Origin of the sequence: Cellulosimicrobium cellulans, assembly GCF_001722485.1 — a bacterium.
Taxonomy (GTDB): domain Bacteria; phylum Actinomycetota; class Actinomycetes; order Actinomycetales; family Cellulomonadaceae; genus Cellulosimicrobium; species Cellulosimicrobium cellulans_A.
Map to the genome: position 1 here is coordinate 1 of NZ_LWGL01000028.1, position 19,747 is coordinate 19,747.

The 19,747-nt window shown below is 75.3% G+C and carries 16 protein-coding genes; 9 read left to right on the forward strand and 7 right to left on the reverse strand.

The features are described 5' to 3' along the window. Positions 1 to 59: 59 nt before the first annotated feature. Positions 60 to 1,289: a uroporphyrinogen decarboxylase gene (locus JZ5iCDA_RS05300; protein ID WP_139122966.1), complete on the reverse strand. Its 1,230-nt coding sequence runs from the start codon at positions 1,287 to 1,289 to the stop codon at positions 60 to 62. A gap of 46 nt (positions 1,290 to 1,335) precedes the next feature. Between JZ5iCDA_RS05300 and JZ5iCDA_RS05305 the strand changes: the two genes are divergently transcribed. The 3 genes from JZ5iCDA_RS05305 (at position 1,336) to JZ5iCDA_RS05315 (ending at position 6,668) form a co-directional block, all read left to right on the forward strand. Further along, positions 1,336 to 2,703: a glutamyl-tRNA reductase gene (locus JZ5iCDA_RS05305; protein WP_069386210.1), complete on the forward strand. Its 1,368-nt coding sequence runs from the start codon at positions 1,336 to 1,338 to the stop codon at positions 2,701 to 2,703. A gap of 176 nt (positions 2,704 to 2,879) precedes the next feature. Further along, the gene (locus tag JZ5iCDA_RS05310; protein WP_069386211.1) at positions 2,880 to 5,585 is read left to right on the forward strand and encodes a GH92 family glycosyl hydrolase; all 2,706 of its coding nucleotides are present in this window, start codon (positions 2,880 to 2,882) and stop codon (positions 5,583 to 5,585) included. Positions 5,586 to 5,717: 132 nt separating this feature from the next. After that, positions 5,718 to 6,668, forward strand: coding sequence for a Ppx/GppA phosphatase family protein (locus tag JZ5iCDA_RS05315; RefSeq protein ID WP_069386228.1), 951 nt, complete (start codon positions 5,718 to 5,720; stop codon positions 6,666 to 6,668). 35 nt (positions 6,669 to 6,703) lie between these two features. Here JZ5iCDA_RS05315 and JZ5iCDA_RS05320 read toward each other — a convergent pair whose 3' ends face one another. The 4 genes from JZ5iCDA_RS05320 to JZ5iCDA_RS05335 form a co-directional block, all read right to left on the reverse strand. Beyond that, a complete protein-coding gene (locus tag JZ5iCDA_RS05320; RefSeq protein WP_069386212.1) occupies positions 6,704 to 7,141 on the reverse strand; it encodes a VOC family protein in 438 nt (145 codons plus the stop codon). A 68-nt stretch (positions 7,142 to 7,209) separates the two neighbouring features. After that, positions 7,210 to 7,737 (reverse strand): helix-turn-helix transcriptional regulator, encoded by a 528-nt coding sequence (locus JZ5iCDA_RS05325; protein WP_069386213.1) that lies wholly within the window; start codon positions 7,735 to 7,737, stop codon positions 7,210 to 7,212. Beyond that, the gene (locus JZ5iCDA_RS05330) at positions 7,725 to 9,047 is read right to left on the reverse strand and encodes a CoA transferase (protein ID WP_069386214.1); all 1,323 of its coding nucleotides are present in this window, start codon (positions 9,045 to 9,047) and stop codon (positions 7,725 to 7,727) included. Before JZ5iCDA_RS05330 ends, JZ5iCDA_RS05325 begins: the two co-directional genes overlap by 13 nt. A gap of 40 nt (positions 9,048 to 9,087) precedes the next feature. Continuing rightward, positions 9,088 to 10,593, reverse strand: coding sequence for an arylsulfotransferase family protein (locus tag JZ5iCDA_RS05335; RefSeq protein WP_139122967.1), 1,506 nt, complete (start codon positions 10,591 to 10,593; stop codon positions 9,088 to 9,090). Between the two features lie 106 nt (positions 10,594 to 10,699). On the opposite strand from JZ5iCDA_RS05335, the gene JZ5iCDA_RS05340 reads away from it, so the two are divergent. Next, positions 10,700 to 11,080 carry a PadR family transcriptional regulator gene (locus JZ5iCDA_RS05340; protein ID WP_069386229.1) on the forward strand — a complete coding sequence of 127 codons (381 nt, stop codon included), beginning with the start codon at positions 10,700 to 10,702 and terminating at the stop codon, positions 11,078 to 11,080. Further along, a complete protein-coding gene (locus JZ5iCDA_RS05345) occupies positions 11,077 to 12,234 on the forward strand; it encodes a hypothetical protein (protein WP_069386216.1) in 1,158 nt (385 codons plus the stop codon). The genes JZ5iCDA_RS05340 and JZ5iCDA_RS05345 overlap by 4 nt, the downstream gene beginning before the upstream one ends. 153 nt (positions 12,235 to 12,387) lie before the next feature. On the opposite strand, the gene purB is transcribed toward JZ5iCDA_RS05345, so the two are convergent. Beyond that, positions 12,388 to 13,866, reverse strand: a complete 1,479-nt coding sequence (gene purB / locus JZ5iCDA_RS05350; RefSeq protein ID WP_069386217.1) for an adenylosuccinate lyase — start codon at positions 13,864 to 13,866, stop codon at positions 12,388 to 12,390. Positions 13,867 to 14,059: 193 nt separating this feature from the next. On the opposite strand from purB, the gene JZ5iCDA_RS05355 reads away from it, so the two are divergent. Both JZ5iCDA_RS05355 and JZ5iCDA_RS05360 read left to right on the forward strand, forming a co-directional pair. Further along, on the forward strand, positions 14,060 to 14,371 hold the full coding sequence (locus JZ5iCDA_RS05355; RefSeq protein WP_069386218.1) for a hypothetical protein: 312 nt from the start codon (positions 14,060 to 14,062) through the stop codon (positions 14,369 to 14,371). Beyond that, positions 14,368 to 16,074 carry a hypothetical protein gene (locus JZ5iCDA_RS05360; protein ID WP_069386219.1) on the forward strand — a complete coding sequence of 569 codons (1,707 nt, stop codon included), beginning with the start codon at positions 14,368 to 14,370 and terminating at the stop codon, positions 16,072 to 16,074. The genes JZ5iCDA_RS05355 and JZ5iCDA_RS05360 overlap by 4 nt, the downstream gene beginning before the upstream one ends. A 17-nt stretch (positions 16,075 to 16,091) precedes the next feature. On the opposite strand, the gene JZ5iCDA_RS05365 is transcribed toward JZ5iCDA_RS05360, so the two are convergent. Next, the gene (locus tag JZ5iCDA_RS05365) at positions 16,092 to 16,478 is read right to left on the reverse strand and encodes a phage holin family protein (RefSeq protein ID WP_069386220.1); all 387 of its coding nucleotides are present in this window, start codon (positions 16,476 to 16,478) and stop codon (positions 16,092 to 16,094) included. Between the two features lie 185 nt (positions 16,479 to 16,663). Here JZ5iCDA_RS05365 and JZ5iCDA_RS05370 point away from each other — a divergent pair, with 185 nt between their 5' ends. Both JZ5iCDA_RS05370 and hisC read left to right on the forward strand, forming a co-directional pair. Next, positions 16,664 to 18,607 carry an alpha/beta hydrolase domain-containing protein gene (locus JZ5iCDA_RS05370; RefSeq protein WP_069386221.1) on the forward strand — a complete coding sequence of 648 codons (1,944 nt, stop codon included), beginning with the start codon at positions 16,664 to 16,666 and terminating at the stop codon, positions 18,605 to 18,607. A 58-nt stretch (positions 18,608 to 18,665) separates the two neighbouring features. Next, positions 18,666 to 19,745, forward strand: coding sequence for a histidinol-phosphate transaminase (hisC, locus tag JZ5iCDA_RS05375; protein ID WP_069386222.1), 1,080 nt, complete (start codon positions 18,666 to 18,668; stop codon positions 19,743 to 19,745). Positions 19,746 to 19,747 lie beyond the last annotated feature (2 nt).

Sequence of the window (19,747 nt, forward strand, 5' to 3'; positions counted from 1 at the left end):
CTCGACCCCGCCGCGCGGCGCGGCCGGGTCGGGGGAGCCGGGCGCCGCCGGCGCGGTGCTCATCGCGCGCCGTCCGCCGTGCGGTCGAGGGAGACGGGACCGTCCGGGCTCACGGCACCCACCGCATGCACGAGCTCGACCACGCGCGTGAGCACCGTCGGGTCCGTGTCGGGCGGCACGCCGTGGCCGAGGTTGAGCACGTGACCCGGGGCGGTGGCGCCGCGCCGCAGCACGTCGCGCACGTGGGCCTCGAGCACGGGCCACGGGGCGGCGAGCAGCGCCGGGTCGACGTTGCCCTGGAGCGGGACGGACGTCCGCGCCGCCGCGGTCCCGTGCGCCGCGACGCTCGGGGCGGGGCCCGAGCCGAGGACGGTCGGGGTGGCCGCGAGCGTGGCCTCGGCCTCGTCGAGCGGCGTGCGGTAGTCCACGCCCACGGCGACGTCGCGCACGCCGGCGGCGAGGACGGCGTCGCGCATGGCCGGGAGCAGGTGGCCCGTGCCGGTGCCGAAGTGGACGACGGGCACGCCGAGATCGGCGACGTGCGAGAGCGCGCGGGTCGACGCTCCCGCGGCGCCGGCGGCGTAGTCCGCGAGCGAGAGCGAGCCCGCCCACGAGTCGAAGAGCTGGGCCGCGCTCGCGCCCGCGAGGACCTGCGCCCGCAGGAAGGTGCCGGTGAGGTCGGCCGCCCAGTCGACGAGGCGCTGCCACGTCTCCGGGTCGCCGCGCAGGAGGGCGCGCGCCGCGAGGTGGTCGCGCGACGGCCGGCCCTCGACCAGGTAGGCCGCGAGCGTGAACGGGGCGCCGGCGAAGCCGATGAGCGGCGTGATGCCCAGGGCGTCGACCGTCAGGCCGACCGCCTCGGTGATCGGCGCGAGCGCCTCGGGCGTGATCTCCGCCTCGACGAGGCGCGCGACGTCGTCGTGCGTGCGGTACGCCTGGCCCATGACCGGCCCGACGCCCGGGGCGATGTCGACCTCGACGCCGGCGAGGCGCAGCGGGACGACGATGTCCGAGAAGAAGATGCCCGCGTCGACGCCGTGGCGCCGCACGGGCTGGAGCGTGATCTCCGACGCCAGGTCGGGGCGCAGGCACGAGTCGAGCATGCTGACGCCCTCGCGCGCGGCCCGGTACTCGGGCAGCGACCGCCCGGCCTGGCGCATGAACCACACGGGTGTGATTTCCGGCCTTTCCCCGGTCGTCCCGGCGCGCAGCGCGCGCACGAGCGGAGATTTCGTCGTGCGACCGTCCGCGAGCGGGTGCGAGGGCGCAAGTGAGGGGAAATTCACGATTCACAATTCTGCCCCTCGCGCGCGCCGATGGTTAAATCGAAGCACTGTGGCTCTTCTCTCCCTGACGGCCAGCCACCACGAGCTCGACCTCGACGCCCTCGAACGTCTCTCGACGGGGGCCCACTCGATCGGCGGCTCGGCGGTCGCGGCCTGCGACGTCATCACGGGTGCGGTCGTCCTCGCGACGTGCAACCGCTTCGAGCTGTACCTCGACGTCGAAGCCCCGCTCGACGGCCCCGGCGTGCGGCACGCCACCGAGCACGTCGCCCGGCTCGTCGCCGAGGCGTCGGGCGTCGCGCCCGAGGACGCTGCGCGGTCGTTCCGGGCGCGCGCCGGCGGCGAGGTCGCCGAGCACCTGTTCTCCGTCGCGTCCGGGCTGGACTCGATGGTCGTGGGGGAGCGCGAGATCGCCGGGCAGGTCAAGCGGGCGCTCGAGACCGCGCACGCCGACGGCCTGACGTCCTCGACGCTCGAGCTGCTGTTCCAGACGGCGTCGCGTACGTCCAAGCGCGTCAGCACCGGCACGACGCTCGGCGGCGCCGGGCGGTCCGTGGTCGCGCTCGGCCTCGACCTCGCCTCCGCCGAGCTCCCGCCGTGGCACCAGGTCCGCGCCGTGCTCATCGGCACCGGCTCGTACGCCGGCGCGAGCCTCGCCGCGCTGCGTGCCCTCGGCTGCGACGACGTGCGCGTCTACTCCCAGTCGGGCCGCGCCGAGGAGTTCGCGGCGGCGCGCGGCGCCGAGGCCGTGACCGACCTCGTCGGGGCGCTCGAGGACGCCGACCTCGTCGTGTCGTGCAGCGGCGCCCGAGGGCGCGCCGTCGCCGCGGGCACCGGTGTGCGCCGCGAGCAGGCGATCGAGCACGTGCTCGACGCCGCGTCGGTGGTCCGGGCGCGCGAGCGCGCCGCGGTCGTGGCCGGGGACGAGCCGGAGGAGGCCCGCCCGATGGTCGTCCTCGACCTCGCGCTGCACCGCGACGTCGACCCGCACGTCGCCGACGTCGAGGGCGTGCTCCTCTACGACCTCGCGACGCTCGCGGCGCACTCGCCGTCCATCGCGTCGGACCTGGTGGCGCACGCGCGCGCGATCGTCGACGAGGCGGCGCGCGAGTTCGAGGAGACGCGCCTCGGCCGGGCGGCCGACGCGGCCGTCGTCGCGCTGCTCGCCGACGCGGAGCGACGCATCCGCGCCGAGGTGGACGACGTCGTCGCGCTGCGCCGCGCGGAGGGCGACGACCCGACCGACGACGAGGTCGAGGAGCTCGCCCGCGGCGTGCGCCGCCGCGTGCACGCCGACCTGCACAAGGCCATCGTGGCGGCACGGGCCGCGGCGGTCGAGGAGTCGCGGACCGCCGAGCGCGCGGTCGTGGCGGACGCCGAGGCGATGATCGCGGAGGCCGACGCCGGCATCCGCTGAGGCTGCTCGTCGGGGCCTCGCGGTCCTCGTGCGGCACGCCCCGGGGAACGCTTGGGGTACGCCCGGGGTACGCCCGGGTGCAGGCGCGCCGGGGACGTGACAGCGCAGTCACGTCGTGCAATCCTGACCGCGACCACGGGCCGACCCATGCCCATCGCTGTCGACGAGGACGAGGAATGCGAACCCTTCCCACCGCTCTGACCGCCACGCTGCTCGGAGTCGCGCTCGCCGCCGGAGGCCTGCCGGCGAGCGCGTCACCACCGGGGGCGACGGCCCCCGCGGCCCCGTCCGCCGACGCGCCGGCCGACCTCTCCCTCGAGGTCAACCCGTTCGTCGGCACCGAGGACGAGGGCAACGCGTACCCGGGGGCCACGACGCCCTTCGGCATGGTGCAGCTCAGCCCGGACAACACGAACAGCTACGCCTCGACGTCGTACAGCGTGGAGGCGGGACGCGTGTGGGGCTTCAGCCACCGCCACATCAACAGCGCGGGCTGCCCCGCCGCCGGCGAGCTCCTCGTCACGCCGGACACGACCGCGACGCCGCGCACGACGCGCTCGTTCCTCGAGATCAAGGACCAGGCGAGCACCGAGCACGCCTCGGCCGGCTTCTACGAGGTGACGCTCGCCAACGACGTGCACGCCGAGCTCACCGCGACGACGCGCGTGGGCATGCACCGCTACACGTTCCCGGCCTCGGCCACGTCGCACCTGTCGTTCAACGTGGGGCAGACGCTGCGCGACGCGGGCGCGAGCTCCGTGACGTGGGTCGACGACCGCACCCTCGAGGGCTGGGTCGACAACGGCGGCTTCTGCGGCGGCACGCCGGACAAGCAGCGCTACTTCTTCTCCGCGACGTTCGACCGGCCTGCGGCGTCGGTCGGCACGTGGGGCACCGACGGCGCGTTCGTGCCCGGGTCGACGGCGAGCGAGGTGGCGTCGGGGAACAACGGTGCGGTCGCCGTCTTCGACACGATCGCGGACCAGGACGTCGAGGTCAGCGTCGGCGTGAGCTTCGTCGACGTCGCCGGCGCCCGCGCGAACCGCGAGGCCGAGGCCGTCGTCGACGGCGAGCAGGTCGCCTTCGACGACGTGCGCGAGCAGGCGCGCGAGGCGTGGAACACCGAGCTCGGCCGGGTCGACGTCGAGGCGTCGCCCGAGCAGCGCCGCGTGTTCTACACCCAGCTCTACAAGACCCTGCTGTCGCCGACGATCGGCAGCGACGTCGACGGCCGCTACCGCGGCACGGACCTCGAGGTGCACCAGGCTGACGGCTGGGACTACTACCAGACGTTCTCCCTGTGGGACACGTACCGCACGCAGGCGACGTTCCACGCCCTGCTCCTGCCCGAGCGCGCCGAGGACATCGTGCGCTCGATGTACCAGCACCGCGTCGAGGGCGGCTGGCTCCCGCGCTGGTCGCTCGGGGCGCTCGAGACGAACATCATGGCGGGCGACCCGGTCACGCCGTGGCTCGCGGAGAACTTCGCGCTCGGCACCGTCCCGGACGACATCGCCGACGAGCTGTGGGGCTACCTCGTCGAGAACGCTACGACGACCCCTCCGCAGGGCGTCGCGCCGGTCGGCCGCCGCAGCACGGAGTTCTACGCCGAGCACGGCCACGTGCCGTTCTACCCGGAGGTCGAGGGCGGCCTCGGCTCCCAGTTCGAGGAGTACCGCCACGGCGGGTCCGCGACGCTCGAGCTCGCGCTCGCCGACGCGAGCCTCGGCGCCGCGGCGGACCGCCTCGGCAAGGAGGACGACGCCGAGCGCTTCCTCGCCCAGGGCCGCAACTGGCGGACCCTGTGGAACCCCGACGTCGAGCTGTCGGGCGGCTTCCAGGGCATGGTCAACGCGCGCCGTCCCGACGGGTCGTTCGTGACGCTGCCCGAGCTGACGGACGTCACGCGCTCCGGCTTCCACGAGGGCGTGCCGTGGCAGTACCAGTGGATGGTGCCGCAGGACGTCACCGGCCTGCAGGAGGTCATGGGCGGCGAGGACGGCTTCGTCGAGCGCCTGGACTACTACTTCGACCAGCCGGCGCTCCAGGCGCAGCTTGGGGTCTCGCCGGAGTCGTGGGCCCGCGGCGGCAGCGCGTACTACACGACGATCCGCTACAACCCCGGCAACGAGCCGACGATCATGAACCCGTGGCTCTACGGCTTCGTGGGCCAGCCGTGGAAGACGAACGACGTCCTCGCCGCGAACCTCAACCGCTTCCCGGACACCCCGGGCGGCGGCGTCGGCAACGACGACCTGGGCACGCTCGCGGCCTGGTACGTCATGGCCTCGCTCGGGTTCGAGCCGGTCATGCCCGGGTCCGGGATCCTCGCGCTCAACGCGCCCAAGGTGCAGTCCGCGACGATCACGACCGACGCCGGCACGACGTTCCGCATCGAGGCCGACGGCGCGCGCGAGAAGCTCCCGAGCTACGTCGCGGGCGCCACGCTCGACGGCGCGGAGCACACCGCGGCGTGGATGGACGTCTCCGCGGTCCAGGACGGCGGGGAGCTCGTGTTCGACCTGTCGGACACCAGCGAGGGCCTGACCTGGGGCACCGCGCCCGAGGACCGCATCCCGAGCGTCTCCGCGGACGCGGCCCCGGCGCCCGTCGAGGTCACGGCCCAGGCGCGGTGCCTGGGCGGCACGGCGTACGTCGCGGTCCGCGCCGCGAGCACGGCCGACGTGCCGGTCGACGTGCGGATCGAGACGCCCTTCGGCACGCGCGAGCACGCCGACGTCGCACCGGGGAAGAACGCGTACCACGCGTTCAGCACGCGGACGGCGTCCGTGGCGGCGGGCACGGTCACCGTCACCGTCACGGGCGAGGACGGCACGTCCGGGGTCGTCGAGGCCGAGCACGCGGGGGCGACCTGCGGCTGAGCCGCGCCTCCTGACCGGCCGAGGGCCGTCGTCGGGCACCTCCGGGTGCCGGACGGCGGCCCTCGCCGCGTCCGCGTGCGCCCCGGGCGGCGCACCGGCGCCGGGCCGGGCGAGCCGGTAGCCTCGCTCGTCGTGACCTCGGCGAACGGCAACGGCACGCGACGTCTCGGCGTGCTGGACATCGGCTCGAACACCGTCCACCTCGCGGTCGTCGACGCCGCCTACGGCGCGCGGCCCGTGCAGGCGGCGGGCGCGCGCACGGTGGTGCGGATCATGCGGTACCTGCAGCCCGACGGCTCCCTGTCGGCCGAGGGGGTCGCGGCGATGCTCGACGCGGTCGACGCGGCGATGGTCCTCGCGCGCGAGTCGGCCGTCGACGAGATGCTGCCCATGGCGACGTCCGCGCTGCGTGAGGCCACGAACGGCCCCGACGTGCTCGCCGCGATCGCCGAGCGCGTCGGCTGCCCGGTCCAGGTGCTCTCGGGCGAGGACGAGGCGCGCCTGACGTTCCTCGCCGCCCGTCGCTGGCACGGCTGGGCGGCGGGCCGGCTGCTCGTCCTCGACATCGGCGGCGGCTCGCTCGAGATCGCGTCCGGCGTCGACGAGGAGCCGGACCTCGCCGCGTCCGTGCCGCTCGGCGCCGGACGGATGACGATGGCGTTCCTCCCGGGCGACCCGCCCGACCCCGCGGACGTCGAGGCGCTGCGCGAGCACGTGCGCACGACCCTCGCGCCCACGGCCGAGGCCTTCGGGCGCCTGCCGCGGCCCGACCACGTCGTCGCCACGTCGAAGACGTTCCGTTCGCTCGCGCGCCTCGCGGGCATGCAGCACGAGGTCGTCGGGCCGGACGAGCGGTGGCGCATGCGGCGCTCGCAGCTCGCCGACTGGGTGCCGCGCCTCGCGCGTCTCACCGCGGAGGGGCGGACGGCGCTCCCGGGCGTCACGCCCGAGCGCACGTTCCAGATCGTCGCGGGCGGCGTCGTCGCGGTGGAGACGATGCGCGCCCTCGGCGTCGACGAGCTCGAGATCTGCCCGTGGGCGCTGCGCGAGGGCGCGATCCTGCGGCGCCTCGACCACATCTGACGGTCACGCCGAGGGTCGGCCGTGGCGGCGCCCCGTCAGTCCTGGGGCGGCGCGACCCGCTCGGTGAGGCTGAACCAGTTCCCCGAGTCGTCGACGAGCACGGCCTCGATGCCGTACGGGCGCCGCGCCGGGGGCTGGCGGAACGTCACGCCCTTGGCGCTGAGCTCGCGGTAGGTCGCCTCGCAGTCGTCGGTCTCCAGGACCCCGGCGCCGAGCGTCCCGCGGGCGACGAGCGAGCGCAGCTGCTCGGCGGACTCCGGGTCGCGGCCCATCGCGCAGTCGGACAGGACGATGGTGCGCGTCGGGTCGTCCTTCGGCCCGACGGTGAGCCACCGGAAGCCCGCGCCGGCACCCTCGAGCTCGGCGCCCATCGAGACGTCGTCGCGCAGCTCGAAGCCGAGGACGTTCGTGTAGAAGTCCTTCGCGGAGTCCTGGTCGAGCACGTACACGGTCGTGTGGGACAGGGTGAGCATCGTCTCGCTCCTTCCGCGGCGTGGGCCGCACGGCGTCGGCGGTCCGGTCGGCCGCCTCGCTCCCGACGCTACGGCGCCGTGCCGTGCTGCGGCTTCTCCGATCGTGCGGTCGCGTCGGAGGGCGTGGGGGCGGGCGTCGTCCGGTCACCGGGAGCGGCGGCAGGAGGGGCGGCGGGTTGCGGCCGACCCCACGCGAGCGCGAAGCAGCCGGGCACGGGCGGCGGGCCGCCGCGTCGCACGTGCTCGGCCCGGTACGCCGTCGGCGTGACCCCGACGATCGCGGTGAAGCGTGCCGAGAACGTGCCGAGGCTCGTGAACCCGACGGCGTGGCAGACCTCGGTGACGGTGAGGTTCGCGGACCGCAGCAGGTCCTTCGCGCGCTCGACGCGCCGGGTCGCGAGGTAGGCGATCGGGCTCGTGCCGAACGCCCGGGAGAACGCGCGGGCGAAGTGGTGCGGCGAGTAGCCGGCGACGGCGGCGAGGTCGGCGAGCGTGAGCGGCTCGGTGAAGTGCGCGTCGGCGTGGTCGCGCGCCCGGCGCAGGTGGACGGCCACCTCGGCGGGCACGGGCGTGGCGGGACCGGTCAGCGTGACCATGCCGCGGCGTCCGATCCCCAGGCGTGCGCGGGCGCGGGGTGGTCGTCGACGCGCTCGTCGCCGAGGCGGTCGAGCGCGGGGCGCGCGGTCGTCACCACGGTCGTGCGCCCCTCCACGGCGATCTCGTGCCCGACGACGCAGCCCGGCCCGGGCGGCGTCGGCGCCGCGTGCGCGGGGTCGCGGCCGGGCGCGGCGAGGAGGGCGGTCGCGGTGCGGGCGAGCACGCCCTCGACGTCGCGCCCGCGCCCGTCCGTGGCCCGCTCTGCGAGGGCATCGACGACGGCCGCCGCGACGAGGTACCCGGTCGCGTGGTCGAGCGCCTGGGCGGGCAGCGCGCCCGGCGTCGCGGAACGCGGCGGTCCGTCGGTGCCGTCGCGCGAGCCCTCGACGAGCGCGATGCCGCTCGCGGCCTGGACGATCGAGTCGAAACCGCGGCGCCCCTCCCACGGGCCGTCGTCCCAGGCGGCCACCCGGGCGCGGACGGCTCCCCGGGGCGGGCGGAGCCCGAGGTGCTCGACCGCGCCCGGGCGGTACCCGGTGACGAGCACGTCGGCCGTGTCGAGCAGCTCCTGCGCCCGCGCGAGGTCGGCGCTGTCGCGCAGGTCGAGGAGCGTGGACCGCTTGCCCTGCCCCGAGTCGAGGTGCTGCCAGCCGATCTCCGGCAGGTGCGGCGGGTCGACGCGCAGCACGTCGGCACCGAGCAGGGCGAGGGCGCGCGTCGCGACCGGTCCCGCGATGACACGGGTGAGGTCGAGGACGCGCACGCCGTCGAGCGGCCGGCGCCCGCGGGCGAGCGGGCGGGCGCGCGCCTTGTCGTCGCGGGCGCGGGTCCGCACGGGCTCGGCCGAGCCGGCGCCGCGGCCCGGAGACGCGTGCCACTCGTCCTCGGTGCGCACCCGCACGGCGATCGCCCCGGCTTCGGCGGCCTCGTCCTCGACCTCCTGGACGGGCCGCTCCGCGAGCCGTTCGGCGAGGTCGTCGCGCGTGGCGTCGTCGGGCAGGCCGAGCAGGCGCAGGAGCCGTGCGCGGTGGTGGGGGTAGTTCGCGTGCGTGCGCAGCCAGCCGTCCGCGGCACGGAAGAAGCCCGACATCGGGGCGAATCCGTCGACCGGTGCGCCGTCGAGGCGCAGCAGGCGGTCGCTCGTGAACGCCGCAGCGACGCGCTCGGGATCGGGCGCGGGGCCGGGCGCGAACCCGCCGGCGCGCGCGGCGGCGTCCTGCACGGCGCGCACCGACAACACGGCGAGGTCCAGGACCGGCAGGGTCGCGGCCAGGTACCCGTCGGAGCGTGGACGCGGCGTCGTGCTCACGTCGCCGACGGTACGTCCGCCGCCGCCGTCGCACCAGGGCTCACTCGGCGACGCCGGTCCCCAGCACCGTGCCGTCCGCGGCGAGCGCCTCCACCGCGACGTACGCGGCGTCCTCGGGGACGGGCGCGAGCGCCGTCTCGAACCCGTCGCGCGGCACCTCGACGACCGGCGCGGCGTCGGCCTCGGTGGAGCCGGCGACGAGGCGCCACGTGGCGACCTCCGTCGCGCCGTTCCAGCTCGCGTACGCGGTGCCGCCGTCGATGACGACGAGCGGCGGGTCGCTCGGCACGCCCACCCAGTCGTCGAAGCGGTAGGCGCGGTACGACTCGCCGGCCTCGAGCGGGAACTCGCGCACGAGCGTGCCGTCGGCGGTGTACTCGCTCGTGAGCTGCGCGTCGCCCCAGCCGATGACCACGTTGCCGTTGTCGAGCACCTGCAGGTTCCCCTGGCTGCCCGCGACCATCGTCGGGTCGGTCGGGAGCCACTCCTGGAGCACGGACGCGGTCATCGCGTCCGTGTCGAGCGCGAGGCGCAGGCCGCGCGACCGCTCGCCGACCGGTGGGTCGCCCTGGTTGTCGAACAGGGTGAGCGTGTCGTCCTCGTGCAGCTGCGCGTCGTGCTGCCACGCGAACTGCGCGCCCGTGCCGTCGTCGGGGCCCTCCATGTCGAAGTCGCTCGACGTCCCGCCGAGCACCCACTCCACCTCGCCGGTCTCGCGGTCGACCCGGTAGACGGCGTGCGTGTTGCGCGCGGAGAGGACGATGTCGCCGTCGGGGGTGAGGGTCGCGCTGTTGACGTGGAACCAGTCGAACGGGTCCTCCTCCGAGCCCTTCGGGTCGTCCTCGACGGCGTTGGGGCTCGTCTTCGTGTCGGTCATCTCGACGTGGTCCGACGCGCGCCACTCGAACAGCACCTCGCCGGACTCGACGTCGACCTCCTGCACGACGTTCTCCCACGCCCAGCCGTCCTCGTCGCCGCCGACGGGCGTGAGGTCCGTCGGCTCCGCGACGTAGGCGAGGATCAGCATCGTCCCCTCGGGCGTGATCACCGCGTCGTGCATGTCGGCGTTGCCGGGCTCGATGTCGCCGCCCGTGGTGACGCGCGCAACCTCGTGGTACGACGAGTCGAGCACGACGATGTCGCCGAAGCCGTGCCCGACGAAGTCCGACTGCCCGACGTAGTAGGTGATGACCTGCTCGCCGCCGAGCTCCTGGACGCGCACGTCGTACGCGGCCGTGTCCTCGGGCGCGATCCACACGGGCTCGCCCTGGGCGTCGACGATCAGCGGGCCCTTCTTCGGCGCCTCGCTGCGCTTGGGCCCGAGGAAGTACAGCGCGTCGCCGGTGTCCGACGCCGCGGCAGGCCCCTGCGTGACGGGCAGCACCGGCGCGACGAGGCCGGTCGAGCGGAACGTGTGCACCGCGGGCGGCGTCGACTCCGACGGGTCGGGCTGCGCCTCCTCGCCGGATCCGGTGCAGGCCACGAGCACGAGCGCCGCCGCGACCGCTGCTGTGGCTCGCCGCGCGCGGACCCGACTGCCGTTCATGGGACGAGCGTGCCGGAGGAGCACCGCGGTCGCACGCGCGGACGACCTGTCGGCCACGCCGGCGTGTCGGTGTTCATAGGTTCGTGGCGAGGGTATGGTCGTCGGCATGGCATCCAGACCGCTCCAGGAACCGGCGTTCCTCATCCTCTCGGCGCTCGCGCGCGAGCCGCTGCACGGGTACGGGATCGCACAGGACGTCGAGGCGAGCTCGGACGGGCGCATCACGCTCCGGGCCGGCACGCTCTACGGCGCGATCGACCGCCTCGTCGCGGCGGGCCTCGTCGAGGTCGACCGCGAGGAGGTCGTCGACTCACGCCTGCGCCGCTACTACCGGCTCACCGCCGAGGGGGGCAGCCGGCTGGCCGCCGAGGCCGAGCGCGCCGAGGCCCAGGCGCGGCGGGCACTCGAACGCCTCGCGTCGCGCCCGCGGCGGGGCGGGACGGACGTCGCGCCGGGTCGGCTCGACGGCGGGGCGGTCCCGGCATGAGCGGCGTCGACGGCGGCGCCGGTGCCGTGGACGACGTCGCGACGGCCCCCAAGGATGTGGAGCTCCCCGTGGCGCCGGTCCTGGTCCGCGACTACCAGCGGCTCCTGCGGCTCTTCCCGTACACGTACCGGCGTGACCACGAGGCGGAGATGCTCGGCCACCTGCTCGACGGCGCCGTGCCCGGCCAGACACGCCCGTCGCGGGCCGAGCGGTGGGACCTGCTCCGTGCCGCGGCCCGCGAGTGGCTGTTCGCCCCGCTCGGCTCGACGGCGCGGCAGCGCCGCGACGGGAGCGCGCTGCTGCTCGTCGTGCTCATGCTGGTGCTCGCGGTCCAGGCCGCGCGTGAGCTGTCCGCCACCATGGCGTTACTCGGCAGCGAGAGTCGTCACGAGTCCCTAGGGATCGCCGGCGAACCGTTCCGGATCGGGATCGACGTCTTGATCTCAGTCCCGCTCGCCCCCGCGTGGCTCGTGTGGGGTCTCTGCGTCGGTGCGCTCGCCGTCGGGCTCTCGAGGACGGGGGCGGTGCTCGCCGTCCTCGCGACGATCGCCGGAGCCGTCGCGGTCGGGGGCCTCGTCTCCGCCGAGCGGGTGTACCTGGCGTACGTGAGCGCAGGCTGGGTCGTCGCTCTCGCCGCCTTCGCGCTCGTCGTCGCTGACCGCGCGCGCCTGGACGTGCGTGTGATGACGCTGCGGGCCGTCACCGTGACGCTGTGCTCGGCCGCCGTCGCGGTCAGCCTCCACGCTCTCGCCGCGCCGACCGGTGACAGCCTCTGGGCGAGATCGATCCTCGTGGGAAACGTCTCCTTGACGCTCCAAGGCCTGCTCCGCCCCACGTTCGTCGTGCTCGCTGCCTTGCTCCTGTGGGATCGCACGCGGCAGTCGATCCCCGCGCTCACCGGAGTCGCCACCGCACTGTTCATCGGCCGCGATCCGTTCTTCTGGTCGGAAGGCCTCCGGATAGAGCCCGTCCACCTCGGAGACTTCCTCGCGCTGCTCGGGTTCTCGCTCGCCGCGACGGCGGCCATGCGGTGGGTGGTCAACCGGCTCGACGAGCTGCAGGACGCCCGGGCCTCGCACCGCGCCCTGCTCGCCGCCACGGGCGGGGTCGCGGACGCGCGCGAACCGCGCCCCGGCGAGCCGACCGCCGTCTGACACCGCGCCCTCGGGCACCCCGTGGGCCCGCCCGGCCGCTTGCCGTCGACCACGCGGTCGGCCACCGCCGAGAACGGGATCAGCCACCGGATTCGAGTGACTCCGGTGGCTGATCCCGTGTTCGGCAGGGCCGGTCGGTCGGCAGCCCGGCGGTCAGGCCAAGTGGTCCGCCACGAGACGCTCGGCGAGGCCGGTGTAGGTCGCGGGCGTGAGGTCCGACAGGCGCTGGGCGACGTCGTCGGGCAGGCCGAGGCCGGCGACGAACTCGCGCAGACGGGCGGCGTCGACACGCTGGCCGCGCGTGAGGTCCTTGAGCCGCTCGTAGGGGTTCTCCATGCCGGGCACGCCCGCGACGGAGGCGGCGCGCATCGCGGACTGGATCGGCTCGCCGAGCACCTCCCAGTTCTCGTCGAGGTCGCGTGCCATGAGATCGGCGTTCGCGGCGAGCGCGGCGAGACCGCGGCGCACGTTGTCGATCGCGAGGAGCGAGTGGCCGAACGCGGGGCCGATGTTGCGCTGCGTCGTCGAGTCGGTGAGGTCGCGCTGCAGGCGCGACGTGACCAGCGTGGCGCCGAGCGTGTCGAGCAGCGCGCTCGAGATCTCGAGGTTCGCCTCGGCGTTCTCGAAGCGGATCGGGTTGACCTTGTGCGGCATGGTCGAGGAGCCCGTCGCGCCCGGCACGGGGATCTGCGTGAAGAAGCCGAGCGAGATGTACGTCCACACGTCGGTGGCGAGGTTGTGCAGCACGCGGTTGAACCGCGCGACGTCGGCGTAGAGCTCGGCCTGCCAGTCGTGCGACTCGATCTGCGTGGTCAGCGGGTTCCAGGTGAGCCCGAGGCCCTCGACGACGTGCTGCGAGACCGCCGGCCAGTCGACGCCCGGGACGGCCACGGTGTGCGCGCCGTACGTGCCCGTCGCGCCGTTGAGCTTCCCGAGGTACTCGGCTGCGCCGATCCGGCGGAGCTGGCGGCGGAGCCGGTGGGCGAGGACCGCGAGCTCCTTCCCGAGCGTCGTCGGCGTCGCGGGCTGGCCGTGCGTGCGGCTGAGCAGCGGCACGGCCGCGTGCTCCCGGGCCATGTCCGCGAGCTGGTCGGCGAGCGCCGTCGCGGCGGGCAGCCACACCTGCTCGACGGCGCCGCGCACCATGAGCGCGTACGACAGGTTGTTGACGTCCTCGCTCGTGCACGCGAAGTGCACGAGCTCGCCCACGCCGGGGAGCACCGTGTCCGCGCCGAGCGCCTCGGGCGCCGTCGCGAGGCGGCGCTTGACGAAGTACTCGACGGCCTTGACGTCGTGCACCGTCTCGCGCTCGATCGCGGCGAGCTCCGCGATCTCGTCGGCGCCGAACGACGCGGGGATGCGGCGCAGGTAGGCGACCTCCGCCTCGGAGAGCGCGGGTGCGCCCGGCACCACCGGGGCGTCGACGACGCCCGGCACGCCGTTGCACAGCGTGATGAGCCACTCGACCTCGACGTGGATCCGCTCGCGGTTGAGCGCGGCCTCGCTGAGGTGGTCCACGAGCGGGGCGACGGCGCCCCGGTAGCGGCCGTCGAGCGGGCCGAGCGCGATGGGCGGCGTGACCTCGGCGAGGCTCGCGCGGGCAGGGCTGTGGGCGGCGGAGTTCTCGGGCACGGCCCCGATTCTCCCACGCGCACCTGCGGTGCCCCGGAGCCGGTCGCCGGACGGACGGGGCGACGGCGCAGGACGCGGCGGGACGGCGGTGAGCGGACGACCGGGCGTGCACAGTCGCGCGTCCGGACGGTCCCGTCCACAGCAGTCCGCGCGGTCCCGCCTCCGGTCCGTGCGACGTCCCTAGCGTGCCCGCATGAGCTCCTCGCACGGCGCGCCGCCCGCGTGCTACGTCTCCCCGGTCGGGTCGCTGGCCGACCCGTCCCCGTCGCTGCGCACGGTCGCGGAGGCCGTCGGCTCCGCCCGGTGGCGGGTCGACGGCGCCCGGACGCTCGACTGGGCCGGGCCGGCCGCGGACGGCTACCACCGCCTCCTCGACGACGCGGTCGCCCGGGCGATCTCCGCCGGACGTCTCGTGGACGAGGCGATCGCCGCCGCCGACCGCTACCTGCGCGCCCTCGACGCGGAGTGGCAGCGGACCGTCGTCACGGGGGAGCGGGCCTGGTGAGCCACGCACCGGACCCGACGGGGACGGTGACGATCACGGGCGGCACCGTGACCGCCGTCGACACGGAGACGATCCTCGCCCAGGCCGGTGCGCTGCGGTCGGCGGCCGACCTCGTCGCCGAGGGGCGAGCCGCCTGCCGCACCGCCCGCCAGCGCGTCGGGGGCGCACGGTGGGCGGGCACGGGGCCGCTGGGCGGCGGGACGTACGGAACGAGCTCGCTCACGGGGAGCTTCCCGGACCCGGCGTCCACCGCGCGCGAGCACGCGGCCGCACTCGAGGCCGTCGACGCGCTCGACGCGGCGCTCGCGGATCTCGAGGCGCTGCTCGACGACGTCGTCCTGCGGACGGCGAAGGCGTCGGGGACGTACGCGGCGGCCGAGTCGGCGGCCGCCCAGGTCCTCGGCACGGTCGCCGACGTCCCCGTCGTCGGTCTCCTGGCCGCCGTCCTCGTGGGCGAGGCCGCCTTCCTCGGCGGGCTGCTCGCGGGTGACGGGTTCCGGTGGGAGCGCATCATCACCGGGGGCGGCGAGATGCACGAGCGGGCGATCGCGTCCACCGGCGCGCTGCTCGGGTTCCTCGACCCCGAGCGGGACCTGTTCGAGGCGCCGACCGTGGCGAACGCGGCGGCCGTCCTGCGCCGGCTGTCCGAGAGCTGGCGCGGCCTCTTCCGCGACGGGATCCGGGTCGAGCGGCTCGGGCCGGAGCGCTCGCCCGACCCGGCGCTCATGCCTCCGCCGCGCGACGCGCAGGACCTGCTGCGCCGGATCGACGTCGTCTACGGCACCGAGGGCGAGGACAACCCGGTGCCGCACTCGACGATCGCGCTCGAGAAGATCGTGCGCGACGACGGGCAGGCCACCTGGGTCGTGACGATCCCGGGTACGCAGCTCGGCCGGTGGGGGACGCCGTTCTCCATGACGTCGAACTACGACCTCATGTCGGCGGAGGAGGCCCAGGCGGCGGAGGCGGCCGCGGCGGCCGACAGCGCCGTCCTCGTGCTGGCCGCGCTCGAGGACGCCGGGGTGAGCGCCGAGGACGAGGTGGTGCTCGTCGGGCACAGCCAGGGCGGCATGGTCGCCGCCGCCGTCGCGCTGGCGACCGCGGGATCCGCGGTGGCGGGCTCGACGGCAGGCGGTGGCGGGGGACCGGGGAGCGGAGGATCCGGGAGCGGGGGAGCAGCCGCGGGCAGCGTGCCGCAGTACCGGGTGACGCACGTCGTGACCGCCGGCGCACCCGTCGGCGGGCTGCCGCTGCCGCCGTCCGTGCTGGGGACGCACGTCGAGAACCGGCAGGAAGGCGTGTCGAGCCTCGACGGCCGGCCCAACCCCGGCGCGGCCAACCAGGTCACCGTGACGCGCGACCACGTCGTCGGCGGCGAGAGCGACCCGGGCGCCGTCCCGCACGGCGTCGAGTTCCACGTGGGGACGCTCGCGGACGCCGAGGCGATCGGGCACCCCGGCCTCGGGACGCACCTCGAGGAGATCGAGCGCTCGCTCGACGGGCGGCGCGTGGACACGCGGTACTACCGCGGCACGCTCGAGCTCGACCCCGAGGCGGTCGCCGACCGCGTCTCGGACCTCGGGCCGCCCGGCCTGCCCGGCGTGCCCGACGTCGACGACCTCGTCGGCACGGCCGCCCGGCCCGGCGGGAGCACGGTCGTGGCGCCGGGGCCCGACGGCGGCACGGCCGAGCCCGTGCGGTGAGCCGCGGAGCCGCCGCGTCAGCGGTCGCGCTTGGGCACGACGGCCGAGACGAGGAAGTTGATGACGGCGATGATGAGCGCCGCGAGCAGCGCCCACCAGAAGCCGCCGACGATCCGGATGCCCCAGTCGGTCTGCTCGGTGATCCACGCCGTGAGCATGAGCATGAGCGCGTTGACGACGAGCGAGAACAGGCCGAGCGTGAGGATGTAGAGCGGGATCGACAGCACCTGCACGATCGGCTTCACGACCGCGTTGACGAGCGAGTAGAGCAGCGCGACGACGAGGATGATGACGAGTCTCCCGCCGGGGGAGTCGGAGCCGACGACCTGGAAGTGGTCGTCGATGAACAGGCTCGTGAGCCAGATGGCGAGGCCGGTGACGAGGACGCGGACGACGAAGCTCATACCGGGCATCCTGCCACCCGGTCGACCGCTCCACGAGGCGGCGCGACAGCCGTCGCAGCACGTCGTGGAGCACTTCTGGCGAGCGCACGGCAGAACCCGTGCACCTGTCGACAAAGGAGGGAGGGCGACCCTAGGCTGCTGAGCGTCCCGACGGCGTGGTCGGGTCCCGACGAAGGAGTCCACCCATGGTCGAACCCCCCGTCCGTCGCACGCTCGCCCTCGCCGTGACCGGCGCGCTGCTCCTGGCCGGGACGGCTGTGCCCGCCCGGGCCGCGACGCCCGCCCAGGCCGCGGTCCCCGACCCCGAGGTGGTCGGCCCGGTCCCCGCGACGACGGCACCGGGCGATCCCGCGCACGGCTACCCGTTCCTCACGACCGACTACGACCTCGCCGGGCACGGGTACGTCGAGGAGGAGTTCTTCCTCGAGGGCGAGGCGACCCGGTACCAGGCGGACGGCGTCACGGACGCCACGGTCCTCAGCACGGGCCACGACTACCGCACGCGCATCGTCGTCCGCCGTCCCGTCGACCCCGCCGCGTTCAACGGCACCGTGATCGCCGAGTGGTACAACGTCTCGAACCAGTGGGACCAGGAGGTCGACTGGTTCCAGACCCACGAGCACCTCGTGCGCGAGGGCTACGCGTGGGTCGGCGTCTCCGCGCAGCGCGCGGGCGTGCACTCCGCGACCGGCCTGCGCGCGTGGAGCCCGGAGCGCTACGGCTCGCTCGACCTCACCGACGGCGGCACCGTCACCGACGACACCCTGTCGTGGGACGTGTTCAGCCAGGCCGTCGAGGCGGTGCGCGACCCGGCCGGCACCGCGCCCCTCGGGCCGCTCGAGGCGGAGCGCGTCGTCGCGACCGGGCACTCGCAGTCGGCGGGCCGCCTGTGGTCGTACGTGAACTCGGTCGATTCGCTCGCGGGCGTGGTCGACGCGGTGGTCCTCCACGGCGGCGGCGGGGTCGTCCGCGACGACCTCGACACCCCGGTGTTCAAGATCAACAGCGAGACGGACGTCGCGATCGACCTCCTCGGGGCCGGGCAGCGCCAGCCCGACACCGACGTGCTGCGCACGTGGGAGGTCGCGGGAGCGTCGCACGGCGACTGGAAGCTCATCACCGACTACGGGCGCCTGCGGATCCGCGACGTCGGCTCCGCGCCCGGCGGCTACCCGGGCACGCCGCAGACGTGCGAGCAGCCCTCCGGCTCGCGCGTGCCGCAGCACATGGTCCAGGGCGCGGTGTACGACCACGTCGCGGCCTGGGTGGCCGACGGCACGGCCCCGCCGTCGGCGGCGCCGATCGCGCTGACCGACGACGAGCCGCGCGAGGTCGTGCGCGACGAGCTCGGCCTCGGGCTCGGTGGCATCCGCCTCGCGCAGCAGGACGTGCCGACGCGCATCAACTCCGGCCTCAACGCCGGGCCCGGGTTCTGCTTCCTCGACGGCGGCTCCACGCCCGTCGACGACGCCACGCTCGCGGCCTGGTACCCCGACCCGCAGGCGTACGCCGACGAGGTCGTCGCCGCGACGCGCGCCGCGGTCGAGGCCGGCCACGTGATCGCCGACGTCGCGGCCGACCCGTCCTGGTACACCGACGTGGTCGAGCTCGTGGGCGACCGGGTCGCCGCGGGCACGATCGAGGCCGCCGTCGGCGAGCGGATCCAGGACCGCATGCGGCAGGCGCTCGACGCCGCCGACGCGGGCGCCTGGGCGGCGGCCGACGGCTTCGTCCAGGAGGCGCAGACGCTCGGCGAGACCCAGGTCGGCGACGCCGACGCGGCGGCGAGCGTCGTGCGCGCCACCCTGGCCGTGCGCGGCGTCGTCGCCCTCACGGCGGCGGCCGACGACGACCTCGCCGTCTCCACGGCGGTCCAGGCCCGCTGCCTCGGCGGGAAGGTCTACCTCGCGGTCCGGGCCACCAACGACGACGCGGTGCCGGTCGACGTCACGCTGACCACGCCGTTCGGCGAGCGGACCGTCGCGGGCGTCGAGCCCGGGGCCTCGGCGTACCACGCGTTCGCCGTCCGGGCGACGTCCGTGGGCGCGGGCAGCGCCGAGGTCTCCGCCTCGGGCGACGGCCGGTCCTCCACGGCCGACGTCGCGTACGACGCGCTCGGCTGCGGCTGACGGCCGCGCGCCGGGCGGGGTCACGCCCGCCCGGCGCGCGGTGGCATGATCGAGGACCGTGGCCCACGAACCCCGCGTCCCCCTGCGTCCCGCCGTCGCCGCCCTCCCGGCCTACGTCCCCGGCGCCCGCGTCGCCCCCGGCGCGGCCGCGTTCAAGCTGTCGTCGAACGAGAACCCGTACCCGCCGCTGCCCTCCGTGGTCGCCGCGATCGCGGACGCCGCCGCCGACGTCAACCGCTACCCCGACATGTACGCGACCGAGCTTGTCGAGGCGCTCGCGGGCGACCTCGGCGTGACGCCGGCCGAGGTCGTCGTGGGCAACGGGTCGGTCGCGGTGCTGGCGCACGTCCTGCAGACGGTCGTCGAGCCGGGCGACGAGGTCGTCTACCCGTGGCGCTCGTTCGAGGCCTACCCGATCGCGGTCGCCGTCGCGGGCGGCACGTCCGTCCAGGTGCCGCTGCAGACCGGGGCGGCGCTCGGCCGGCTCGACCTGCCCGCCATGGCCGCGGCGGTCACCGAGCGCACCCGCGTCGTCATGGTCTGCACCCCGAACAACCCGACGGGGCCGGCCGTGCACCGCGACGAGCTCGACGCGTTCCTGGCGGCGGTCCCGTCGCACGTGCTCGTCGTGCTCGACGAGGCGTACCTCGAGTTCGTCCGGGACCCGCAGGCGCCCGACGGTCTCGCCGTCTACGCGCAGCACCCGAACGTCGTGCTGCTGCGGACCTTCTCCAAGGCGTACGGGCTCGCGGGGCTGCGGGTGGGCTACGCGGTCGCGCGCCCGCGGCTCGCGGCAGGCATCCGCGCCGTCTCGACACCGTTCGGCGTCTCGCACGTCGCCCAGCGCGCCGCGCTCGCGTCCCTCGGCGCGCGCGACGAGCTGCTCGCCCGCGTGGAGCACCTCGTCGCGGACCGCGCGCGGCTCGTCGAGGGCCTGCGCGACCAGGGCTGGGAGCTGCCCGAGTCGCAGGCGAACTTCGTGTGGTTCGACCTCGGGGAGCGCACGGTGCAGCGTGCCGAGGAGGCGCGCGCCGCGGGCGCGGTCGTGCGCCCGTTCGCGGGCGAGGGGCTGCGCGTGAGCGTCGGCGAGCCCGAGGCGACGGACCTGTTCCTGCGCGTCAGCGCGACCTGGCTCTGACC

Excerpts from the sequence above, each read along its gene's own strand:
- JZ5iCDA_RS05365 (WP_069386220.1), bottom strand. The coding sequence starts at position 16,478 with ATGAGCTTCGTCGTCCGCGTCCTCGTCACCGGCCTCGCCATCTGGCTC.
- JZ5iCDA_RS05320 (WP_069386212.1), bottom strand. The coding sequence starts at position 7,141 with ATGCTCACCCTGTCCCACACGACCGTGTACGTGCTCGACCAGGACTCC.
- JZ5iCDA_RS05340 (WP_069386229.1), top strand. The coding sequence starts at position 10,700 with ATGGCATCCAGACCGCTCCAGGAACCGGCGTTCCTCATCCTCTCGGCG.
- JZ5iCDA_RS05345 (WP_069386216.1), top strand. The coding sequence starts at position 11,077 with ATGAGCGGCGTCGACGGCGGCGCCGGTGCCGTGGACGACGTCGCGACG.
- JZ5iCDA_RS05370 (WP_069386221.1), top strand. The coding sequence starts at position 16,664 with ATGGTCGAACCCCCCGTCCGTCGCACGCTCGCCCTCGCCGTGACCGGC.
- JZ5iCDA_RS05310 (WP_069386211.1), top strand. The coding sequence starts at position 2,880 with ATGCGAACCCTTCCCACCGCTCTGACCGCCACGCTGCTCGGAGTCGCG.
- JZ5iCDA_RS05325 (WP_069386213.1), bottom strand. The coding sequence starts at position 7,737 with ATGGTCACGCTGACCGGTCCCGCCACGCCCGTGCCCGCCGAGGTGGCC.
- JZ5iCDA_RS05335 (WP_139122967.1), bottom strand. The coding sequence starts at position 10,593 with ATGAACGGCAGTCGGGTCCGCGCGCGGCGAGCCACAGCAGCGGTCGCG.
- JZ5iCDA_RS05355 (WP_069386218.1), top strand. The coding sequence starts at position 14,060 with ATGAGCTCCTCGCACGGCGCGCCGCCCGCGTGCTACGTCTCCCCGGTC.